The organism is Streptomyces sp. TLI_053, assembly GCF_900105395.1.
Lineage (GTDB): Bacteria > Actinomycetota > Actinomycetes > Streptomycetales > Streptomycetaceae > Kitasatospora.
The window spans coordinates 5,182,142-5,198,564 of record NZ_LT629775.1 but is presented as its reverse complement, the minus strand read 5'-3'; the positions used below and the strand labels follow the sequence as shown (position 1 = coordinate 5,198,564).

Genomic DNA, 16,423 nt, shown 5'->3' with positions numbered 1-16,423 from the left:
AGCGATCTCCATGCAGAAACGAAACGGGGAGCTGAGTTCGTTGTCCCTACCCGCCGCACCCGAGGGGTTGTCGGAGAACCGCGGCGCCCGGCCGGTCGGCACCGGCCGGGCCCGGGCCAAGGCGATCGTGCTGGGTGAGCACGCGGTCGTCTACGGAGCTCCGGCGCTCGCCCTCCCGCTCCCGCAGCTGGGCGTCACCGCCACCGCCGGGTACTCCGCGCAGTCCCCGGCCGACCCGGACGACTTCTCCCTCACCATGACCGGATCCGAGTCCCGGCCGGGGGCCGCCCAGGCCTCCGGCGGACTGCACCGGCTGACCGCCGAGTTCCGGGCCGCCATGGGCGTGCCCGACCGCCTGCACCTCGATGTGATCATCGACTGCGCGATCCCGGTCGGCCGCGGCCTCGGCTCCAGCGCCGCCTGCGCACGGGCCGTGGTGCACGCGCTGGCCGACCTGTTCGAGCGCGAGGTCACCCCGCAGCAGGCGTTCGACCTGGTGCAGACCGCCGAGAACGTCGCGCACGGCCGGGCCAGCGGCGTCGACGCGATGGCCGTCGGCGCGAGCGCCCCGCTGCTGTTCCGGGCAGGGCGGGCGGAGGAGCTGCCGATCGGCTGCGACGGTCTGTTCATCGTCGCCGACAGCGGCGTGGCGGGCCGCACCAAGGACGCCGTCGAACTGCTCCGCGAGGGCTTCCGGCAGCGGCCGGGGACCCAGGAGGACTTCCTGCGCCGGGCCACCGACCTGACCGCGACGGCCCGGACGGCGCTCGCCGAGGGCCGGCCCGAACAGCTCGGCGCCCAACTCACCGACTACCACGAGCTGCTCCGCGCTGGCGGCCTGAGCACCGACCGGATCGACGGGATGGTGTCGGCCGCGCTGGCCGCCGGCGGGCTCGGCGCCAAGATCACCGGCGGTGGCATGGGCGGCTGCGTGATCGCGCTGGCCACCGAGGAGTCGGCCGCGGAGGTCACCCGCGCGCTGCTCGCCGCCGGCGCCGTCCAGACCTGGTCCGTACCGCTGAGGGAGTACCCCGGCCATGGCCGCTGAGCAGCCGACCGCCACCGACCGACCGCACCCCGGCACCGGAGTCACGGCAAGCACCGGGAGCACCGCCGGGAGCACCGGGAACGCCGCCGGGGACGCCACCGCCGTCGCCCATCCGAACATCGCGCTGGTCAAGTACTGGGGCAAGCGGGACGAGCGGCTCGTCCTGCCCTGGACCGACAGCCTCTCGATGACCCTGGACGTGTTCCCGACCACCACCCGGGTCCGGCTCGACCCCGGGGCCGCCGAGGACACCGTGACGCTCGACGGCGCGCCCCTGGAGGGCGAGCCGCGCCGCCGGGTGACGGCCTTCCTCGACCTGGTCAGGGAACGCGCCGGAAGCCCGCTGCGGGCCGTCGTGGAAACCCGCAACACCGTCCCCACCGGCGCCGGACTGGCCTCCTCCGCGAGCGGCTTCGCCGCACTGGCGACCGCCGCCGGCGCCGCGTACGGACTCGGCCTGGACGCCACCGGGCTGTCCCGGCTGGCCCGGCGCGGCTCCGGATCGGCCTCGCGCTCCGTCTTCGGCGGGTTCGCGGTCTGGCACGCCGGGCAGCCGGACCGCGGCGGCGACCCCGACCTCGGCTCCTACGCCGAGCCGGTCCCGGTGCCGGTGGCCGCGCTGGACCCGGCGCTGGTGGTCGCGGTGGTCGACGCCGGCCCGAAGGCGGTGTCCAGCCGCGAGGCGATGCGGCGCACCGTCGCCACCTCGCCGCTGTACCGGCCGTGGGCCGCCTCCAGCCAGGCCGACCTGGCCGAGATGCGGGAGGCGCTGCGGCGGGCCGACCTGGACGCGGTGGGCGAGGTCGCCGAGCGCAACGCGCTCGGGATGCACGCCACCATGCTGGCGGCCCGCCCGGCGGTGCGCTACCTCTCGGCGGCCACCCTGACCGTGCTGGACGCGGTGCTGGAGCTGCGCCGCGGCGGGGTGTCGGCCTGGGCGACCATGGACGCCGGCCCCAACGTCAAGGTGCTCTGCCGGCGGTCCGAGGCGGAGCGGGTGGCCGGGGTGGTCCGCGAGGCCGTCCGCGGCGGTTCGGTGCACATCGCCGGCCCCGGACCGGGCGCCCGGCTGCGGGACGCGGACGCGTGAGCACCGGCCGCCCTCCGGTGGTCCGGCGCGCGCCGGGCAAGCTGTTCGTCGCGGGCGAGTACGCGGTGGTGGAGCCGGGCAACCCGGCGATCCTGGTGGCGGTCGACCGCCGGGTCACCGCCACCGTCACCGAGCCCGCCGGGGAGGGGACGCTGGTCTCCTCCGACCTCCTCGCGGCGCCGGTGCGCTGGCTCCGCCGGGGCGAGGGGCTCGACCCGGTCGGGGTCGAGGACGCCGACCGGGCCCGCCGGGAGCTGGCCCATGTGCTGGCCGCGCTCCGGACCGTCACCCGGCTGCTGGCCGAACACGGCCGCCCGGCACCGGAGCTGGACATCGCGATCAGCAGCGAGCTGCACCGGGACGGGGTCAAGTTCGGCCTCGGCTCGAGCGGCGCGGTGACCGTGGCGACCGTCACGGCGGTGGCCGCGCACTGCGGGCTGACGCTGTCGGCCGAGGAGCGGTACCGGCTGGCGCTGCTGGCCTCGGCCGAACTCGACCCCAAGGGCTCCGGCGGCGACCTGGCCGCCAGCACCTGGGGCGGCTGGATCGCCTACCGGGCGCCCGACCGGGGCGCCGTGCTCGACCTGGTCCGCCGGCGGGGGGTGGCCGGGGCACTGGCGGAACCCTGGCCGGGCTTCGAGGTGCGCCGGCTGCCGCCGCCCCCGGGGGTGGCGCTGGAGGTCGGCTGGACCGGCACCCCCGCCTCCACCTCGGAACTGGTGTCCGGGCTGCACCGCCGGGCCTGGCGAGGCACCCCGCCGCACCGCCGGTTCGTGGCCGCCAGCGCCGATCTGGTGCGGGCCGCCGCCGACGCGCTCGAGCACGGCGACCGGCCCGCGCTGCTGGACAGCGTCCGGCGCGCCCGCCGGGAGCTGGCCCGGCTCGACGAGGAGGCCGGGCTCGGTGTCTTCACACCCGCCCTGACGGCGCTGTGCGACATCGCCGAGGCCGTCGGCGGGGCGGCCAAGCCCTCCGGCGCGGGGGGCGGCGACTGCGGCATCGCCCTGCTGGAGGTGCCGTCCGCACCGAACACCCACGACGCGCCGAACACCCAGGACGCCCCGGCCACCCGGACCGCCCCGGGTACCGCCGCGTCCCACCACTCCCGGGCCGGGGCCACCGGAGCCCCGCCGGACATCGACCACCTACGGGAACGGTGGGCCGCGGCCGGGGTGCGACCCCTGGACCTGCGTCCCGCCACGGAAGGGAACGAGGAATGATCTCTCAACGCAAGGACGACCACGTCCGGCTCGCGGTCGAGCAGCAGCACGGCCACGTCGGGCGCAACCAGTTCGACGAGGTGTCGTTCGTCCACCACGCCCTGGCCGGGATCGACCGCCCCGAGGTGTCGCTGGCCACGGAGTTCGCCGGCTTCTCCTGGCCGGTCCCGCTGTACATCAACGCGATGACCGGCGGCAGCGAGATGACCGGCAGAATCAACCGGGACCTCGCGATCGCCGCCCGGGAGACCGGGGTGCCGATCGCGTCCGGCTCGATGAGCGCCTACTTCAAGGACGAGTCCTGCGCCGGCACCTTCAGCGTGCTGCGCGAGGAGAACCCGGACGGCTTCGTCCTGGCCAACGTCAACGCCACCGCCTCGGTCGAGAAGGCGCGCCGCGCCGTCGACCTGCTGAAGGCCGACGCGCTGCAGATCCACATCAACACCGTCCAGGAGACGGTGATGCCGGAGGGCGACCGCTCCTTCTCCGCCTGGGTGCCGCAGATCGGCCGGATCGTGGAGGGCGTGGATGTCCCCGTCATCGTCAAGGAGGTCGGCTTCGGCCTCAGCCGGGAGACCGTCCTGGTCCTGCGCGACCTCGGCGTCCGGGTGGCGGACCTCGGCGGCCGGGGCGGCACCGACTTCGCCCGGATCGAGAACGGCCGCCGCGACCTGCGCGACTACACCTTCCTGGAGGGCTGGGGCCTGTCCACCGCCGCGTGCCTGCTGGACAGCCGGGACGTGGACCTGCCGGTGCTGGCCTCCGGCGGTGTGCGCCACCCGCTCGACGTGGCCCGGGCCCTGGCGCTCGGCGCCCACGGTGTCGGGGCGTCCGGCACCTTCCTGCGCACCCTGATGGACGAGGGCGTGGAGGCGCTGGTCGCCCAGCTGTCCAGCTGGCTGGACCAGCTGGCGGCGCTGATGACCATGCTCGGCGCGGCCACCCCGGCCGCGCTGACCGGCCGGGACCTGCTGATCCAGGGCACCCTGCGCGAGTTCTGCGCCGACCGCGGTATCGACACCGCGCAGTTCGCCCGGCGTTCCGCCGCCGGGACCACCACCACCGGAGGCATCCGATGACCGAGGACCACGCCATCGCCGGCGTCCCGATGCGCTGGGTGGGTCCGCTGCGCATCTCGGGCAACGTCACCACCACCGAGACCCATGTCCCGCTGGCCACCTACGAGTCGCCGCTGTGGCCCTCGGTGGGCCGGGGCGCCAAGGTCTCGATGCTCGCCGAGCACGGCATCGTCGCCACCCTGGTGGACGAGCGGATGACCCGCTCGGTGCTGGTCGAGGCGACCGACGCGGGGACGGCGCTGGCCGCCGCCCGGAGCATCCGGGACCGCTTCGAGGAACTGCAGGAGGTGGTGCGCGGCTGCAGCCGGTTCGCCGAACTCGTCGGCGTCCGGCACGAGATCAACGCCAACCTGCTGTTCGTCCGGTTCGAGTTCACCACCGGCGACGCCTCCGGGCACAACATGGCCACCCTGGCCTCCGACGTGCTGCTGCAGCACCTGCTGCGGACCGTCCCCGGCATCTCCTACGGGTCGATCTCCGGCAACTACTGCACCGACAAGAAGGCCACCGCGGTCAACGGCATCCTGGGCCGGGGCAAGAACGTGGTGACCGAGCTGCTGGTGCCGCGCGAGGTCGTCAGCGGGGTGCTGCACACCACCGCGGCGAAGATCGTCCAGCTGAACATCCGCAAGAACATGCTCGGCACCCTGCTCGCCGGCGGCATCCGCTCGGCGAACGCCCACTTCGCGAACATGCTGCTCGGCTTCTACCTGGCGACCGGCCAGGACGCGGCCAACATCGTCGAGGGCTCGCAGGGCGTCGTGATGGCCGAGGACCGCGACGGCGACCTGTACTTCGCCTGCACCCTGCCGAACCTGATCGTCGGCACGGTCGGCAACGGCAAGGGGCTCGCCTTCGTGGAGACCAATCTGGCCCGGCTGGGCTGCCGGGCCGACCGCGGGTCCGGCGAGAACGCCCGCCGGCTCGCCGTGATCGCGGCCGCGACCGTGCTCTGCGGCGAGCTGTCGCTGCTCGCGGCGCAGACCAACCCGGGCGAGCTGATGCGCGCCCACGTCCACCTGGAACGCGGCACCACGGAGAAGGTCGGAGTTTAGGTATGTCCAACGGGGCCACTGTCGGAATCCACGATCTGTCGTTCGCGACCACCGAGTTCGTGCTGCCGCACACCGCGCTCGCGGAGTACAACGGCACCCCGGTCGGCAAGTACCACACGGGCATCGGCCAGCGGTCGATGAGCGTGCCGGCCGCCGACGAGGACATCGTCACCCTGGGCGCGGCGGCCGCCGCCCCGATCGTCGCCCGGCACGGCACGGACGGGATCCGGACCCTGGTGTTCGCCACCGAGTCCTCGATCGACCAGGCGAAGGCCGCCGGCGTGTACGTGCACTCGCTGCTCGGCCTGCCGTCGGCGACCCGGGTGGTCGAGCTCAAGCAGGCCTGCTACGGCGCCACCGCGGCCCTGCAGTTCGCCCTCGGCCTGATCCACCGCGACCCGTCCCAGAAGGTCCTGGTGGTGGCGAGCGACATCTCCAAGTACGAGCTGGACAGCCCCGGCGAGGCGACCCAGGGCGCGGCCGCCGTGGCGATGCTGGTCACCGCGGACCCGGCGCTGGTGCGGATCGAGGAACCCTCGGGCCTGTTCACCGCGGACGTGATGGACTTCTGGCGGCCGAACTACCGCGACGCGGCACTGGTCGACGGCCAGGAGTCGATCGGCGCCTACCTCCAGGCGGTGCAGGGCACCTGGAAGGACTACTCCGAGCAGGGCGGCCGGCCGCTGGAGGACTTCGGCGCCTTCTGCTACCACCAGCCGTTCACGAAGATGGCCTACAAGGCGCACCGGCACCTGCTGAACTCCGCCGGGCACGACACCGACGAGGCCGCCGTCGAGCGGGCCCTCGGGCGCACCACCGGGTACAACGCGGTGATCGGCAACAGCTACACCGCGTCGGTGTACCTGGGCCTGGCCGCGCTGCTCGACGGGGCGGAGGACCTCGACGGGCAGGCGGTGGGCTTCCTCAGCTACGGCTCGGGCAGCGTCGCGGAGTTCTTCGCCGGGACGGTGGTGCCCGGCTACCGGGAGCACCTGCGGACGGAGGCGCACCGGGAGGCGGTCGAGCGCCGGCGGCCGATCGGCTACGACCGCTACCGCGAGCTGCACGAGTGGGGCTTCCCGACCGACGGCGGCGAGCACCCGACCCCGGCCGGGACCACCGGGCCGTTCCGGCTGGCGGGCATCGGCGGGCACAAGCGGATCTACCAGAAGCGCTGACGGCGAAGGGGCCGGGGACTCTCCGTGGAGAGTCCCCGGCCCCCGGCCGGGCGCCCCGGCCGCCGTGCGCGGCCGGTCCCGGAGCACCCGCGGATCCGTTGACGGGCGGTGTTCCCGCCCGCCCGGCAATGGATCCGCGGGGTCGTCGCGCCGGTTCGGCACCCGGTGGCCGGTCAGGACCGGCGGCGCAGCGCGATCTCGGTGAGTTCCTGGATGTCGAACTCCGAGCGGCCCGGTGTGCCGTAGCGGGTGATCTTGCCGCGGCTGACCCACTTGCGGATGGTCGCCTCCGAGACGCCCGCGGCGAGCGCGGCCACGTTCGTCGGCACGAGCCGGTGTCTGGGCGGCCGGCTCAGACGGCCGCCGTCCGCCGTTGGTCCAAGAGGTGCCGTAGCGTGAGCCATTCGCGAATCCCCCATGAATGTCCGGACGAGCAGCCGACGCTGGTCCGTCCCCCGTTGTGGTGCTGCGGTGAGGCGTCGATCGTCCCGGGGCAGCCGTCCACCACGCAGGCCCGGGTGGGCACCGCGCGGTCGCCGGCCTCGGGGTCGATCGCGTCGAGCAGTTCGAGCCGCAGGTCCTCGATCTCGTCGGCGAAGTCGGCGGCCGGCGGCTGTGCGGTGAGCCAGTCCAGGTGGCGGCCGAGGAACCGGGTCAGGTGCGGCACCGAGCGGAGCACCGCGGTGGTGCCGAGCCGCTCGGCGGCGAACCGCGACCAGGACTCCAGGATCGCCACGATGTTGTTGCGGGCGTCGATCGCGGACAGGTTCAGCCGGTCCCGGCGACGGCTCCCGGAGACCCGGGTCGGGTTGCGCCGCCGGGGCTCGGTCTGGATGTGGTGCAGGCACTCCCGGTGCAGCTCCGGGAGGGCCCGCAGGGTGTGTTCCAACTGCCTGATGCACGGGCCGCAGAGGACGGACCCCGCGGCCGCGGGAACCTCCCGTCCGTGGTTCCTGGGACACGAGTGGAACTCCATCGAATCTCCTTCGTGCGCGCGTCCGGCCCCCGGACTCCCTGCCCGACGGGTCAGTCGGTGGGAATCCAGTCCCGCCTGATGTGCGGGGTCTCGATGCCGAGCGACTTCATGTGCTCGATCGGGTTGGTGTACTCGCGGCTGGCGGCGATGAGGCCGTCCCGGAGCGTGAATCCGTGGATGAAGTGGTTGCGGTAGTGGCCCTCGGGGTAGCCGGGGAAGCGGATGGTGCCCTCGCCGTCGCACTCGACCATGACCTGGCCCGGATCCTGGGTCTCGTACACGTGGACGTCGAACCACCGCCAGTCGGGCAGGACTTCGAGCGAGAGCTCGTTGTGCCGCTTGAGCTTCTCCCGGCCGGTGACGACGATCGGCCGGCCGATGTCGGTGTAGAAGAGCGCGGCGGTGCCGTCCTCGGTGTAGAGGGTGTAGCGGCGCAGCCGGGCCTCCGGGCCGGTCTCCAGGTACTGCTCGACGGCCCGGCGGTTGCGGGCGCGCAGGTCGTGGTGGTCGGTGAAGATCTGTGGCGAGGTCATGACATCTCCTCGGGAGTCGGGGCCGGTCGGGGGCCGGTCGGGGTGCGCGGCGGGCCGCGCGGGGGGTCAGGGCTGGAGCCGGCTGATCCCCCAGCCGTCGGCGGTGCGGTCGTAGCGCAGCCGCTCGTGCAGCCGGTCGGTGCCGTCGGCCCAGAACTCCAGGGCGTCGGGCACGAGTTCGAAGGCCACGTAGGACGCGGGGCGGGGCAGCGGCTGCCGCGGCCGGCCCAGTTCCAGCGCCTTCGCCCGCAGTTCCTCGAAGTGCTCGAGGTCCTCCACCGGGCGGCTCTGCCGGGACACCGTGGTCATCGGGTGGGTGAACACCGCCCTGGCCGCCCACAGTTCCTCCGCCGTGGCGTCGGGCAGCCGCCGCACCGGGCCGGCCAGCACGATCTGCTGGCTGGTCTCGCGCCAGTACAGGACACCGGACGCCCAGGGGTTCTCCGCCAGCTCCCGGCCCTTCTGGCTGTCGGCGTGGGTGGCGAAGACGAGCCCGGCCTCGGTGATCCGGTTGATCACCAGGATCCGGGACGAGCTGCGGCCCCGGGCGTCGGCGGTGGCCAGCGCGAGCGCGCGGGGCTCCCGCACGCCGTGCTCGGCCGCGGCCGCCAGCCAGGAGTTCAGCAGGCCCATCGGCTCGGCCGGCGGGGTGCGGAACTCGGGGAACTCGAGCGCGACGGTCCCGGTCAGCGACTCGGACCGCTTCCGGTCGGGCTGGGCGGCCGGCTGGGACCCGCCGGACCCACCGGACCGGACGGACTGGACGGACTGGTCAGACATGCAGCACTCCTTCGATGGTGACGACACCGTGGCCCGAGACCTCGACGCTGTCGACGCGGTCGCCCTCGCCGTGCACCAGCGCGCCCATCGGCGAAGGGCGGCCGATCTCGACGCCCTGGGTGATCTCGATGCGCCGGCCGTAGACGCCCAGGCCGTGCCGGGCCAGGTGGATGGCGATGGGCCCGGCGGCGGAGCCGGTCGCGGCGTCCTCCACGACCCCGTACGCGGGCGAGAACATGCGGTTGCGCCAGCTGGTCCCGGAGCCCGCGATGCAGTTGGTCGCCATGTCCGGGAACCGGGCCAGCGCGCGGTGGTCCGGGTCCACCTTGGACAGCGCCTCGACGCTCTCGAAGCCGACCAGGACGTGCCGCGGGCCGTTGCGGTAGATCTCCACCGGCAGCGTCGAGGAGCTCACCCCGAGCGCCCACAGCAGTTCCTCGGCCCGCTCGAACGGCTCCCAGACCGGCACCGGCTGGCGCATGCTGGTCGCGACGGTCCGACCGTCCACCCGCTCCAGGTCGAACGGGATGACGCCCATCGCGGTCTCGATCCGCAGCGTGTCGGCCTCGGTGTGCCCGCCCAGCGCGATCGCCGTGCCGAGCAGCGGGTGCCCCGCGAAGGGGAGTTCGTTGACCGGAGTGAAGATCCGCACATGGTGGTCCCCGCCCTGCTTGGGGGTGAGGACGAAGGTGCTCTCGGAGAGGTTCATCTCCCGGGCGATGCGCTGCATCTGCTCGCCGGACAGGTCGTCGGCCCCGAAGAAGACCGCCACCGGATTGCCGGTGAGGGGCCGGCGCGCGAACGCGTCGACGACGACGTACTTGTGCATGGGTCCTCCCGCTCTCGTTCTCGTCATGGGGACTGCGGGCCGCGGGCCGGCGGCGGGGGTGCGCGCACCTCCCGCACCTCGGGCGCCGGGCGCGCGGGCGCGCCCCGGGCGGGGCACACGGCTGTGCCCCGCCCGGACAGCGCGGTGCGCCGGGCCGCGCGCCGGAGCGCGACGCGGCCTCGGGCAGAGGGTGCCGGACCGGAACTCACGGGGGGAGAGCGCCGGTCCGGCGGTCCGGGGCGGCCCGGCCGCCCGGCGGCGGTGCCGGGCGGCGGGCGGCTCAGGCGGGGTCGGGGACCCGCGCCGGGCCGAGCAGCCCGGACAGGGCGGTGGCCACGATCCGCGGCCCCTCCCTGGTCAGGACCGACTCGGGGTGGAACTGGAGCGAGGCGAAGCCGGGACCGCGCAGCGCGTGGACCTCCCCGCTCTCCGGGTCCCGGCTGACCAGGACCCGGCCGACACCCTCGGCGGCGAACTCCTCCGCACCGGCGACCAGCGCGAAGGTGTTGTAGAACCCGACCCGCTCGGTCCGGCCGAACAGGTCGACCGCCTTCTGCACGCCCTGGTTGGGCACGGCGCGGCGCCGGATCGGCAGCCCGAGCCGCAGCCCGAGCAGCTGGTGGCTGAGGCACACCGCGAGGAACGGCCGGCGCTCGGCCAGCAGGGTGTCGAGCGCGCCCCGCAGATGCCGCATCTTGGGATGCGCGGCCTCCTGCGGATCGCCCGGCCCCGGCCCCATCACGACCAGGTCGTGGCCCTCGAAGGCGTACTCCTCGTCGAACCGGCGGACCGTGACCCGCAGGCCCAGGGAGCGCAGCTCCTGGTCGATCATCGAGGTGAAGGTGTCCTCGGCGTCGATCACCAGCACGCTCCGCCCGGCCAGTTCGGGCCGGGCGGAGACCCGGGAGGCGGCGTCGGCGAGCCAGAAGTCGGCGATGGAGTCGTTGCGCGACGCCAGGGCCCTGAGCACGCTCGGGTGCCCGGCGAAGCGCCGCTGCTCCCCGCCGTCGAGCGCGGCGACCAGCCCGGCCGCCTTGGCCCGGGTCTCGGCGGCCTCCGACGCCGGGTCGGAGTGCCGCACGATGGTGGAGCCCACGGCGATGCCGATCCGCCCCTGCTCGGAGATGTCCGCGGTGCGGATCAGGATCGCGGTGTCCATCACCCGCTCCCCCGCCGCGTCCCGGCCGATCAGCGCGGCCACCCCGCTGTAGTAGCCGCGGCCGCCCGGCTCGTACCGGTGGATGATCCGGCAGGCGCTCTCCACCGGGCTGCCCGTCACGGTGGGTGCGAACATCGTCTCGCGCAGGATGTCCCGCACGTCGCGATCGGTCCGGCCCTCGATCAGGTACTCGGTGTGCGCGAGGCGGGCCATCTCCTTGAGGTAGGGACCCACCGCCCGGCCGCCGCCCGGGCAGATCCGGGCCATCATCTTGAGTTCCTCGTCGAGCACCATGTAGAGCTCGTCGGTCTCCTTGCGGTCCGCCAGGAACTCCAGCACCCCGCTGAGGGTCGGCCCGGACGGCGGGTAGCGGTAGGTGCCGCTGATCGGGTTCATCACCGCGGTGCCGTCACGGAGGCTGACGTGCCGCTCCGGCGAGGCGCCGACCAGGGTCCGTTCGCCGGTGTGCACCAGGAAGGTCCAGTAGGCGCCGCTCTCGCGCTCGAGCAGCCGGCGGAACAGCGCCGGCGCGCTCAGCGGCCCGAAGTCGGTGATGTCGGCGACGAAGGTGCGCTTGATGACGAAGTTCGCGCCCTCGCCGGTACCGATCATCTCCTTGACGATGCGGCCCACGACCTCGCCGTAGGCCTCGTCGTCGACGTCGAAGGCGCCGCCGGCCAGCGGGGTCGGCACGTCCGGGATCCGGGCCAGCGCCCGCTCCAGCGGCAGCCGCTGCTGGCCGGTGACGGTCATCGCCACCAGCGGGGTCCCGTCGTCGGCGGCCTCGAAGCCGCGCTCGGCGAGCTGCCGGTAGGGGACCACCACGAGCACCTCGTGCCGGTCCCCGACGACGGGCGCCGCGGCGGCGGCCGCCTCCGCGCCGGGCAGCGGGATCCCGGCCAGTGTGGCGGGCAGCGCGACCGAGCCGGTCAGCACCTCCACCACCGGGCCGGTGCCCCCGGCCGCGCCGGGCCGGTGCAGCAGCGCGAAGGCCTCCGGCCGGCCCGCCAGCACCTCGGCGAGCAGGTCGGGACCACTGTCGGAACCGCTGTCGGGCCCGGGGTCACCGGGCAGGTCGCGGGTCATCCGAACAGTCCCTTGACGGTGGTGACCCGGGCACATCGCTCGGCGGCGTACTTCAGCGCGGACCGGTGGTACTCGGCGGAGAAGTCCGCCGTGGCGTCGGCGACGAAGAACACCTGGATGTCGTTGGTGAAGGCCTCGATCGCGGTGGCCAGCACGCCCACGTGGGCGTAGACGCCGCAGAGCACCAGCTGGTCGCGGCGGGTGTCGCGCATCCGCTCCAGCAGGTCGGTCCGGAAGAAGGCGCTGTAGCGCCATTTGGTGAGCAGCCAGTCCTGCGGGGCCGGCGCGAGCGCGTCGACCACCTGGCGGTCCTCCGGGGCCGGGCGCATGCCGGGTCCCCAGAAGTCCTTGAGGAGGCCGCGCTGTTCGTCGGACATGCCGCCCGGCTGGGCGGTGTAGGCGACCGGGACGCCCAGGTCGGCGCAGCGGTCGCGCAACAGCGCCGCGTTGCCGACGAGTTCGTTCCTGGTGCGCTCGGGGATGGACTCGAGGAAGTACCGCTGCATGTCGTGGACGAGGAGGACCGCGCGGTCCGCCTCGGCGGTCCAGGACACGGTGGCCGGAGGCAGTTCGCCCTCGGCCGGTAACGGGTACGACTGGATCGGGGGTATGCCGGTCATGGCTCCGGTTCTTTGCTTGATGCGCGGGCGTGTGGGGCGCGCAGAGCGGTGCGGAGGATGTGCCGCGAGGAGTGCGGCGCGGGGTCGGCCGACCGGTCAGACGGTCCAGGCCGACACCACGGCGACGGCCTGGGCCGGGTTGAGCCGGGGGTCGCAGCACGAGGTGTACCGGTCGCCGACGGAGCCGAGGTCGGCCTCGGTCGAGGCGCACTCGGTCACGTCGTCCGGGGTGGTCTCCAGGTGCAGGCCACCGGCCACGCCGCCCGCGCCGCGCACGGCCTCGACGAACCGCGACACCTCCAGGGCCACCGTCTCCACCAGGCGCGTCTTGTAGCCGCCGGGCGCCGTGACGGTGTTGCCGTGCACCGGGTCGCTGAGCCAGACCACGGGGTGGCCCGCGCCGCGGACCGCGTCGACGAGCTTCGGCAGCCGGTCCGCCACGTTCTCGGCGCCCATCCGCGCGATGAGCGTGAGCCGGCCCGGATCGCGCCACGGGTCGAGCTTCTCGCACAGCGCGAGCAGTTCGTCGGGCTCCATGCCGGGGCCGACCTTGCACGCCACCGGGTTGGCCACCTGCGACAGCAGCGCGACGTGGGCGCCCTCGACCTGGCGGGTGCGCTCGCCGATCCACGGCCAGTGGGTGGAGCCGAGGAACAGCCGCCCCTTGTCGTCGACGCGCAGCATCGGCGTCTCGTAGTCGAGCAGCAGTGCCTCGTGGCTGGTCCACACGAGGGGTTCGACCACGTCGCGGCCGGCCGCGCGGTCGCGCCAGCCGAGGTGCTCGACGATGTCACCGGCCGCCATGTAGCCGGTGAGGATGCGCAGCGGATCGGGCCGGCGGATCTCCGGGTCCGGCTCCGGTCCATTCACCATGTGCCCACGAAAGACCGGAAGTTCGACCCCGTCGATGACTTCGGTGGGCTTGGAACGGGGCTTGGCGAACTGCCCCGCGATACGGCCCGCGCGCAGGACCGGCTTTCCGGTCCGCAGACCGAGGGTCCCCGCGAGCAGGTCGAGCAGCGCGGACTTCCGCGCCACATGTTGACGTGTGCATTCCTGCGGATCCTCGGCGCAGTCCCCGGACTGCAGCACGAGCGCTTCTCCGAGCGCGACTTTTCCCAGCAGGGTTCGCAAGGTCGCAAGGTCGTCCGGCTGGACCAGGGCAGGGCGAGAGGCCAGTGCCTCGCCCACCCGATTGACCTGGGGTAGGTCGCTCCATTCGGGTTGTTGCAACGCCCCGCGGATACGAATCTCCCGTATAACGTCTTCCACGACGTACTCCGATCCGGCGGTCTATTTATTGATTTCTCAGGTGGGAATTCCGGTCCGCTTGATCTCGGGGACCGGAATGCCCAGGGCCCGCAGCTGCTGGAACGGATTCATGAACTCCCGCTGCAGCGTTATCCGCCCGTTCTCCAGTTCGAACGAGTGGATGAAGTGGTTCTCGTACCAGCCTTCGGGATAGTCACCGAAGAGGATCTTCCCGCGGCCGTCGCACTCGACCCAGAAGCGGTTCGGGTCCTGGGTCTCGAAGATCTCGACGTTGTACCACTCCCAGTCCGGGAAGCACTTGAGCGACCAGACGGCGTGCTCGCCGAGACGGTCCCGGCCGTGCGTGGCCACCGGGGAACCGGTGTCGGTGGTCCACAGGCCGCCCACGCCGTCCTCGGTGAAGAGCTCGTGCCGGCGCAGCCGGTCCTGGCCGAGGGTCTTCATGTACCGCTCGACGACGGCCCGGTTGAGGCGCCGCAGCTCGGCCTCGTCGGTGAATCCCTGCGGGCTGACGGATTCAGGCACGGTGGTATCCCCTGTTTGTTATTCGGACGAGTGAATGAGCAAGCAAGCGATCTTGTTTGAATCCTGCCTCACCGGCAGATGTTTCCGCAACAGCGGCTTATGAACTAACTGTGAAGGTTCGGGCCCGGCGGGCCCGCCCCGGGCATGGCCGAAAACCGTCCGGGGATAAAAAAACGGTTGTTCTTCCGCCGCACTTTTGAAAGCAGTGGGGCCAATGTTTTCGGAATCCATTGTTCCGTTGCCGGGCGCCCGCGCCCCGGTGCGGCGGCGCGGGCGCGGCGGCGGCGACGGCCGGGCCCCGCCCGGCGAGTATCGGCCAACCGGACGTCCGGTCAGCCCACGGGCACGGCGGGCTCCCCCCGGTGGCTCGTGAGGTGGCCCCGGAGCGTGAAACCGGGGGCGGCGGCCTCGGCCGGATTCAGCGGGACCCCCCGGTCCAGCAGCTGGCGGGAGGCGAGGTGGTCGGTGGGCCGGTTCACCGACTCCACCGCCTGCAGCTCACCGCCCCGGAACAGCAGCACCGAGAACGCGTCCGGGTCCTCCCCGAGCACCACCTCGGTGTCGTGGCCCTCGTCCAGGCCGGCGATCTGCACGGTCGTCGCGAACTGGTCGCTCCAGAACCACGGCAGCTCGCGGTAGCCCCGGCTGTCGCCGGTCAGCCGCGCGGCCACCAGCTCGGCGTGCCCCACCGCGTTCTGCACGGACTCCAGCCGCAGCCGGTTGCCCGAGCGCACCTGCGGGAACGCCGCACAGTCGCCGATCGCCGAGATGTGCGGATCGCTGGTCAGCAGCCGGGCGTCGACGACGATGCCGCCGCTCACCCGCAGCCCGGCAGCGGCCGCGAGACCGGTGCGCGGGATCACCCCGATCCCCGCCAGCACCAGGTCGGCCGGCAGCCGGGCGCCGTCGGCCAGCTCCACCGCCGCGACCGCGCCCCGCTCGTCGCCGTGCAGGGCGGCGACCCCCTGGCCGAAGACCAGCCGGGAGCCCTCCCGCCGGTGCAGCCGGGTGAAGTGCTCGGCCGTGCGGGCCGAGACCACCCTGGCCAGCGGGCGGTCGAGGGCCTCGACCACGGTCACCTCGCACCCGGCCCGGCGGGCCGCCGCGGCGAACTCCAGGCCGATGAAACCGGCCCCGACCACCACCGCGTGCCGGGCCGACCCGAGCGAGCGGCGCAGGGCGGCGGCGTCCTGCGCGGTGCGCAGGGTGTGCACGCCGCGCAGCCCGGCCCCCGGCACGGCGAGCGTCCGCGGGGTCGCCCCGGTGGCCAGCACCAGGTGGCCGTACTCGTACACCGAGCCGTCGGCCAGCCGGACCGTGCGGGCGGCCGGGTCGACCGCCGTCACCGAACCGGCGACCAGTTCGATCGACTGCCGCGCGTAGTAGCCGACCGGACGCAGCCAGAGCTGCGCCTCGTCCGCCTCCCCCTTGAGGTAGGCCTTGGACAGCGGTGGTTTTTCGTAGGGGAGTTCGTCCTCGGCGTCGATGAGGACGAGCCGTCCGCCGTAGCCGTGCTCACGCAGCGAGGCCGCCGTCTGGTAGCCGCCCTGGCCGGCGCCGACGACGACGACCGAGTCCGGGTGGGATCCCTCGGCCATCACTTCTGCCGCTCGGGCAGGTGCACGATCAGGCCGTCCAGCGCCTCGGTCACCGTGAGCTGGCAGCTGAGGCGGCTGTTGGGGCGGCGCGGGCAGGCGGTGAAGTCCAGCATCTCGTTCTCGTTCGGCTGGATCGGCTCCGGCTTGTCGAGCGTCGACTCGTCGACGTAGACGTGGCAGGTGGCGCACTGCAGATTCCCGCCGCACTGGGCGACGATGCCGTCGATGTCGTTGAAGACGGCCCCGCGCATGACGCTGGTACCGGTCTGGACGTCGATCGTGCGCTCGGCCGCGTCCACGGCGACATACGTGATCTTGGGCATGACGGAACTCCTCGATGGCGCCCGGGCGCGCGCACGGGGGCACGCCGACACA

Annotated in this window: 17 protein-coding genes; 6 read left to right on the top strand and 11 right to left on the bottom strand. The window is 73.4% G+C overall.

Annotated elements, in window-relative coordinates:
* Nucleotides 1-10: 10 nt before the first annotated feature.
* From mvk to BLU95_RS21045, 6 genes are read left to right on the top strand one after another with little or no spacing between them, the layout of a single operon-like run.
* Nucleotides 11-1,048: a mevalonate kinase gene (gene mvk / locus BLU95_RS21070; protein ID WP_093861399.1), complete on the top strand. Its 1,038-nt coding sequence runs from the start codon at nucleotides 11-13 to the stop codon at nucleotides 1,046-1,048.
* Nucleotides 1,038-2,138 carry a diphosphomevalonate decarboxylase gene (gene mvaD / locus BLU95_RS21065; protein WP_093861398.1) on the top strand — a complete coding sequence of 367 codons (1,101 nt, stop codon included), beginning with the start codon at nucleotides 1,038-1,040 and terminating at the stop codon, nucleotides 2,136-2,138. The genes mvk and mvaD overlap by 11 nt, the downstream gene beginning before the upstream one ends.
* Nucleotides 2,135-3,358, top strand: coding sequence for a phosphomevalonate kinase (locus BLU95_RS21060; protein ID WP_231977708.1), 1,224 nt, complete (start codon nucleotides 2,135-2,137; stop codon nucleotides 3,356-3,358). Before mvaD ends, BLU95_RS21060 begins: the two co-directional genes overlap by 4 nt.
* A complete protein-coding gene (gene fni / locus BLU95_RS21055) occupies nucleotides 3,355-4,437 on the top strand; it encodes a type 2 isopentenyl-diphosphate Delta-isomerase (protein WP_093861397.1) in 1,083 nt (360 codons plus the stop codon). The genes BLU95_RS21060 and fni overlap by 4 nt, the downstream gene beginning before the upstream one ends.
* Nucleotides 4,434-5,492, top strand: coding sequence for a hydroxymethylglutaryl-coenzyme A reductase family protein (locus BLU95_RS21050; protein WP_159424959.1), 1,059 nt, complete (start codon nucleotides 4,434-4,436; stop codon nucleotides 5,490-5,492). Before fni ends, BLU95_RS21050 begins: the two co-directional genes overlap by 4 nt.
* A gap of 2 nt (nucleotides 5,493-5,494) precedes the next feature.
* A complete protein-coding gene (locus BLU95_RS21045; protein WP_093861396.1) occupies nucleotides 5,495-6,670 on the top strand; it encodes a hydroxymethylglutaryl-CoA synthase in 1,176 nt (391 codons plus the stop codon).
* A 173-nt stretch (nucleotides 6,671-6,843) separates the two neighbouring features.
* On the opposite strand, the gene BLU95_RS42390 is transcribed toward BLU95_RS21045, so the two are convergent.
* The 11 genes from BLU95_RS42390 to BLU95_RS20995 form a co-directional block, all read right to left on the bottom strand.
* Nucleotides 6,844-6,999 carry a hypothetical protein gene (locus tag BLU95_RS42390; protein WP_157855447.1) on the bottom strand — a complete coding sequence of 52 codons (156 nt, stop codon included), beginning with the start codon at nucleotides 6,997-6,999 and terminating at the stop codon, nucleotides 6,844-6,846.
* A 23-nt stretch (nucleotides 7,000-7,022) separates the two neighbouring features.
* The gene (locus BLU95_RS21040) at nucleotides 7,023-7,559 is read right to left on the bottom strand and encodes a hypothetical protein (protein ID WP_231977707.1); all 537 of its coding nucleotides are present in this window, start codon (nucleotides 7,557-7,559) and stop codon (nucleotides 7,023-7,025) included.
* Between the two features lie 137 nt (nucleotides 7,560-7,696).
* Nucleotides 7,697-8,179: a PhzA/PhzB family protein gene (locus BLU95_RS21035; protein ID WP_030397798.1), complete on the bottom strand. Its 483-nt coding sequence runs from the start codon at nucleotides 8,177-8,179 to the stop codon at nucleotides 7,697-7,699.
* A gap of 66 nt (nucleotides 8,180-8,245) precedes the next feature.
* A complete protein-coding gene (phzG, locus tag BLU95_RS21030) occupies nucleotides 8,246-8,959 on the bottom strand; it encodes a phenazine biosynthesis FMN-dependent oxidase PhzG (RefSeq protein WP_093861394.1) in 714 nt (237 codons plus the stop codon).
* Nucleotides 8,952-9,788 carry a PhzF family phenazine biosynthesis protein gene (locus BLU95_RS21025; RefSeq protein WP_093861393.1) on the bottom strand — a complete coding sequence of 279 codons (837 nt, stop codon included), beginning with the start codon at nucleotides 9,786-9,788 and terminating at the stop codon, nucleotides 8,952-8,954. The genes phzG and BLU95_RS21025 overlap by 8 nt, the downstream gene beginning before the upstream one ends.
* Nucleotides 9,789-10,068: 280 nt before the next feature.
* On the bottom strand, nucleotides 10,069-12,033 hold the full coding sequence (locus tag BLU95_RS21020) for an anthranilate synthase family protein (protein WP_093861392.1): 1,965 nt from the start codon (nucleotides 12,031-12,033) through the stop codon (nucleotides 10,069-10,071).
* On the bottom strand, nucleotides 12,030-12,653 hold the full coding sequence (locus BLU95_RS21015; RefSeq protein WP_093861391.1) for an isochorismatase family protein: 624 nt from the start codon (nucleotides 12,651-12,653) through the stop codon (nucleotides 12,030-12,032). The genes BLU95_RS21020 and BLU95_RS21015 overlap by 4 nt, the downstream gene beginning before the upstream one ends.
* Nucleotides 12,654-12,749: 96 nt before the next feature.
* The gene (locus BLU95_RS21010) at nucleotides 12,750-13,925 is read right to left on the bottom strand and encodes a 3-deoxy-7-phosphoheptulonate synthase (protein ID WP_053649613.1); all 1,176 of its coding nucleotides are present in this window, start codon (nucleotides 13,923-13,925) and stop codon (nucleotides 12,750-12,752) included.
* Between the two features lie 36 nt (nucleotides 13,926-13,961).
* Nucleotides 13,962-14,450, bottom strand: coding sequence for a PhzA/PhzB family protein (locus tag BLU95_RS21005; protein WP_045940585.1), 489 nt, complete (start codon nucleotides 14,448-14,450; stop codon nucleotides 13,962-13,964).
* A 332-nt stretch (nucleotides 14,451-14,782) separates the two neighbouring features.
* Nucleotides 14,783-16,048 (bottom strand): NAD(P)/FAD-dependent oxidoreductase, encoded by a 1,266-nt coding sequence (locus tag BLU95_RS21000; RefSeq protein ID WP_093861390.1) that lies wholly within the window; start codon nucleotides 16,046-16,048, stop codon nucleotides 14,783-14,785.
* Complete coding sequence (locus BLU95_RS20995; protein ID WP_093861389.1) at nucleotides 16,048-16,371, bottom strand: 2Fe-2S iron-sulfur cluster-binding protein; 324 nt, start codon at nucleotides 16,369-16,371, stop codon at nucleotides 16,048-16,050. The genes BLU95_RS21000 and BLU95_RS20995 overlap by 1 nt, the downstream gene beginning before the upstream one ends.
* Nucleotides 16,372-16,423: the final 52 nt, after the last annotated feature.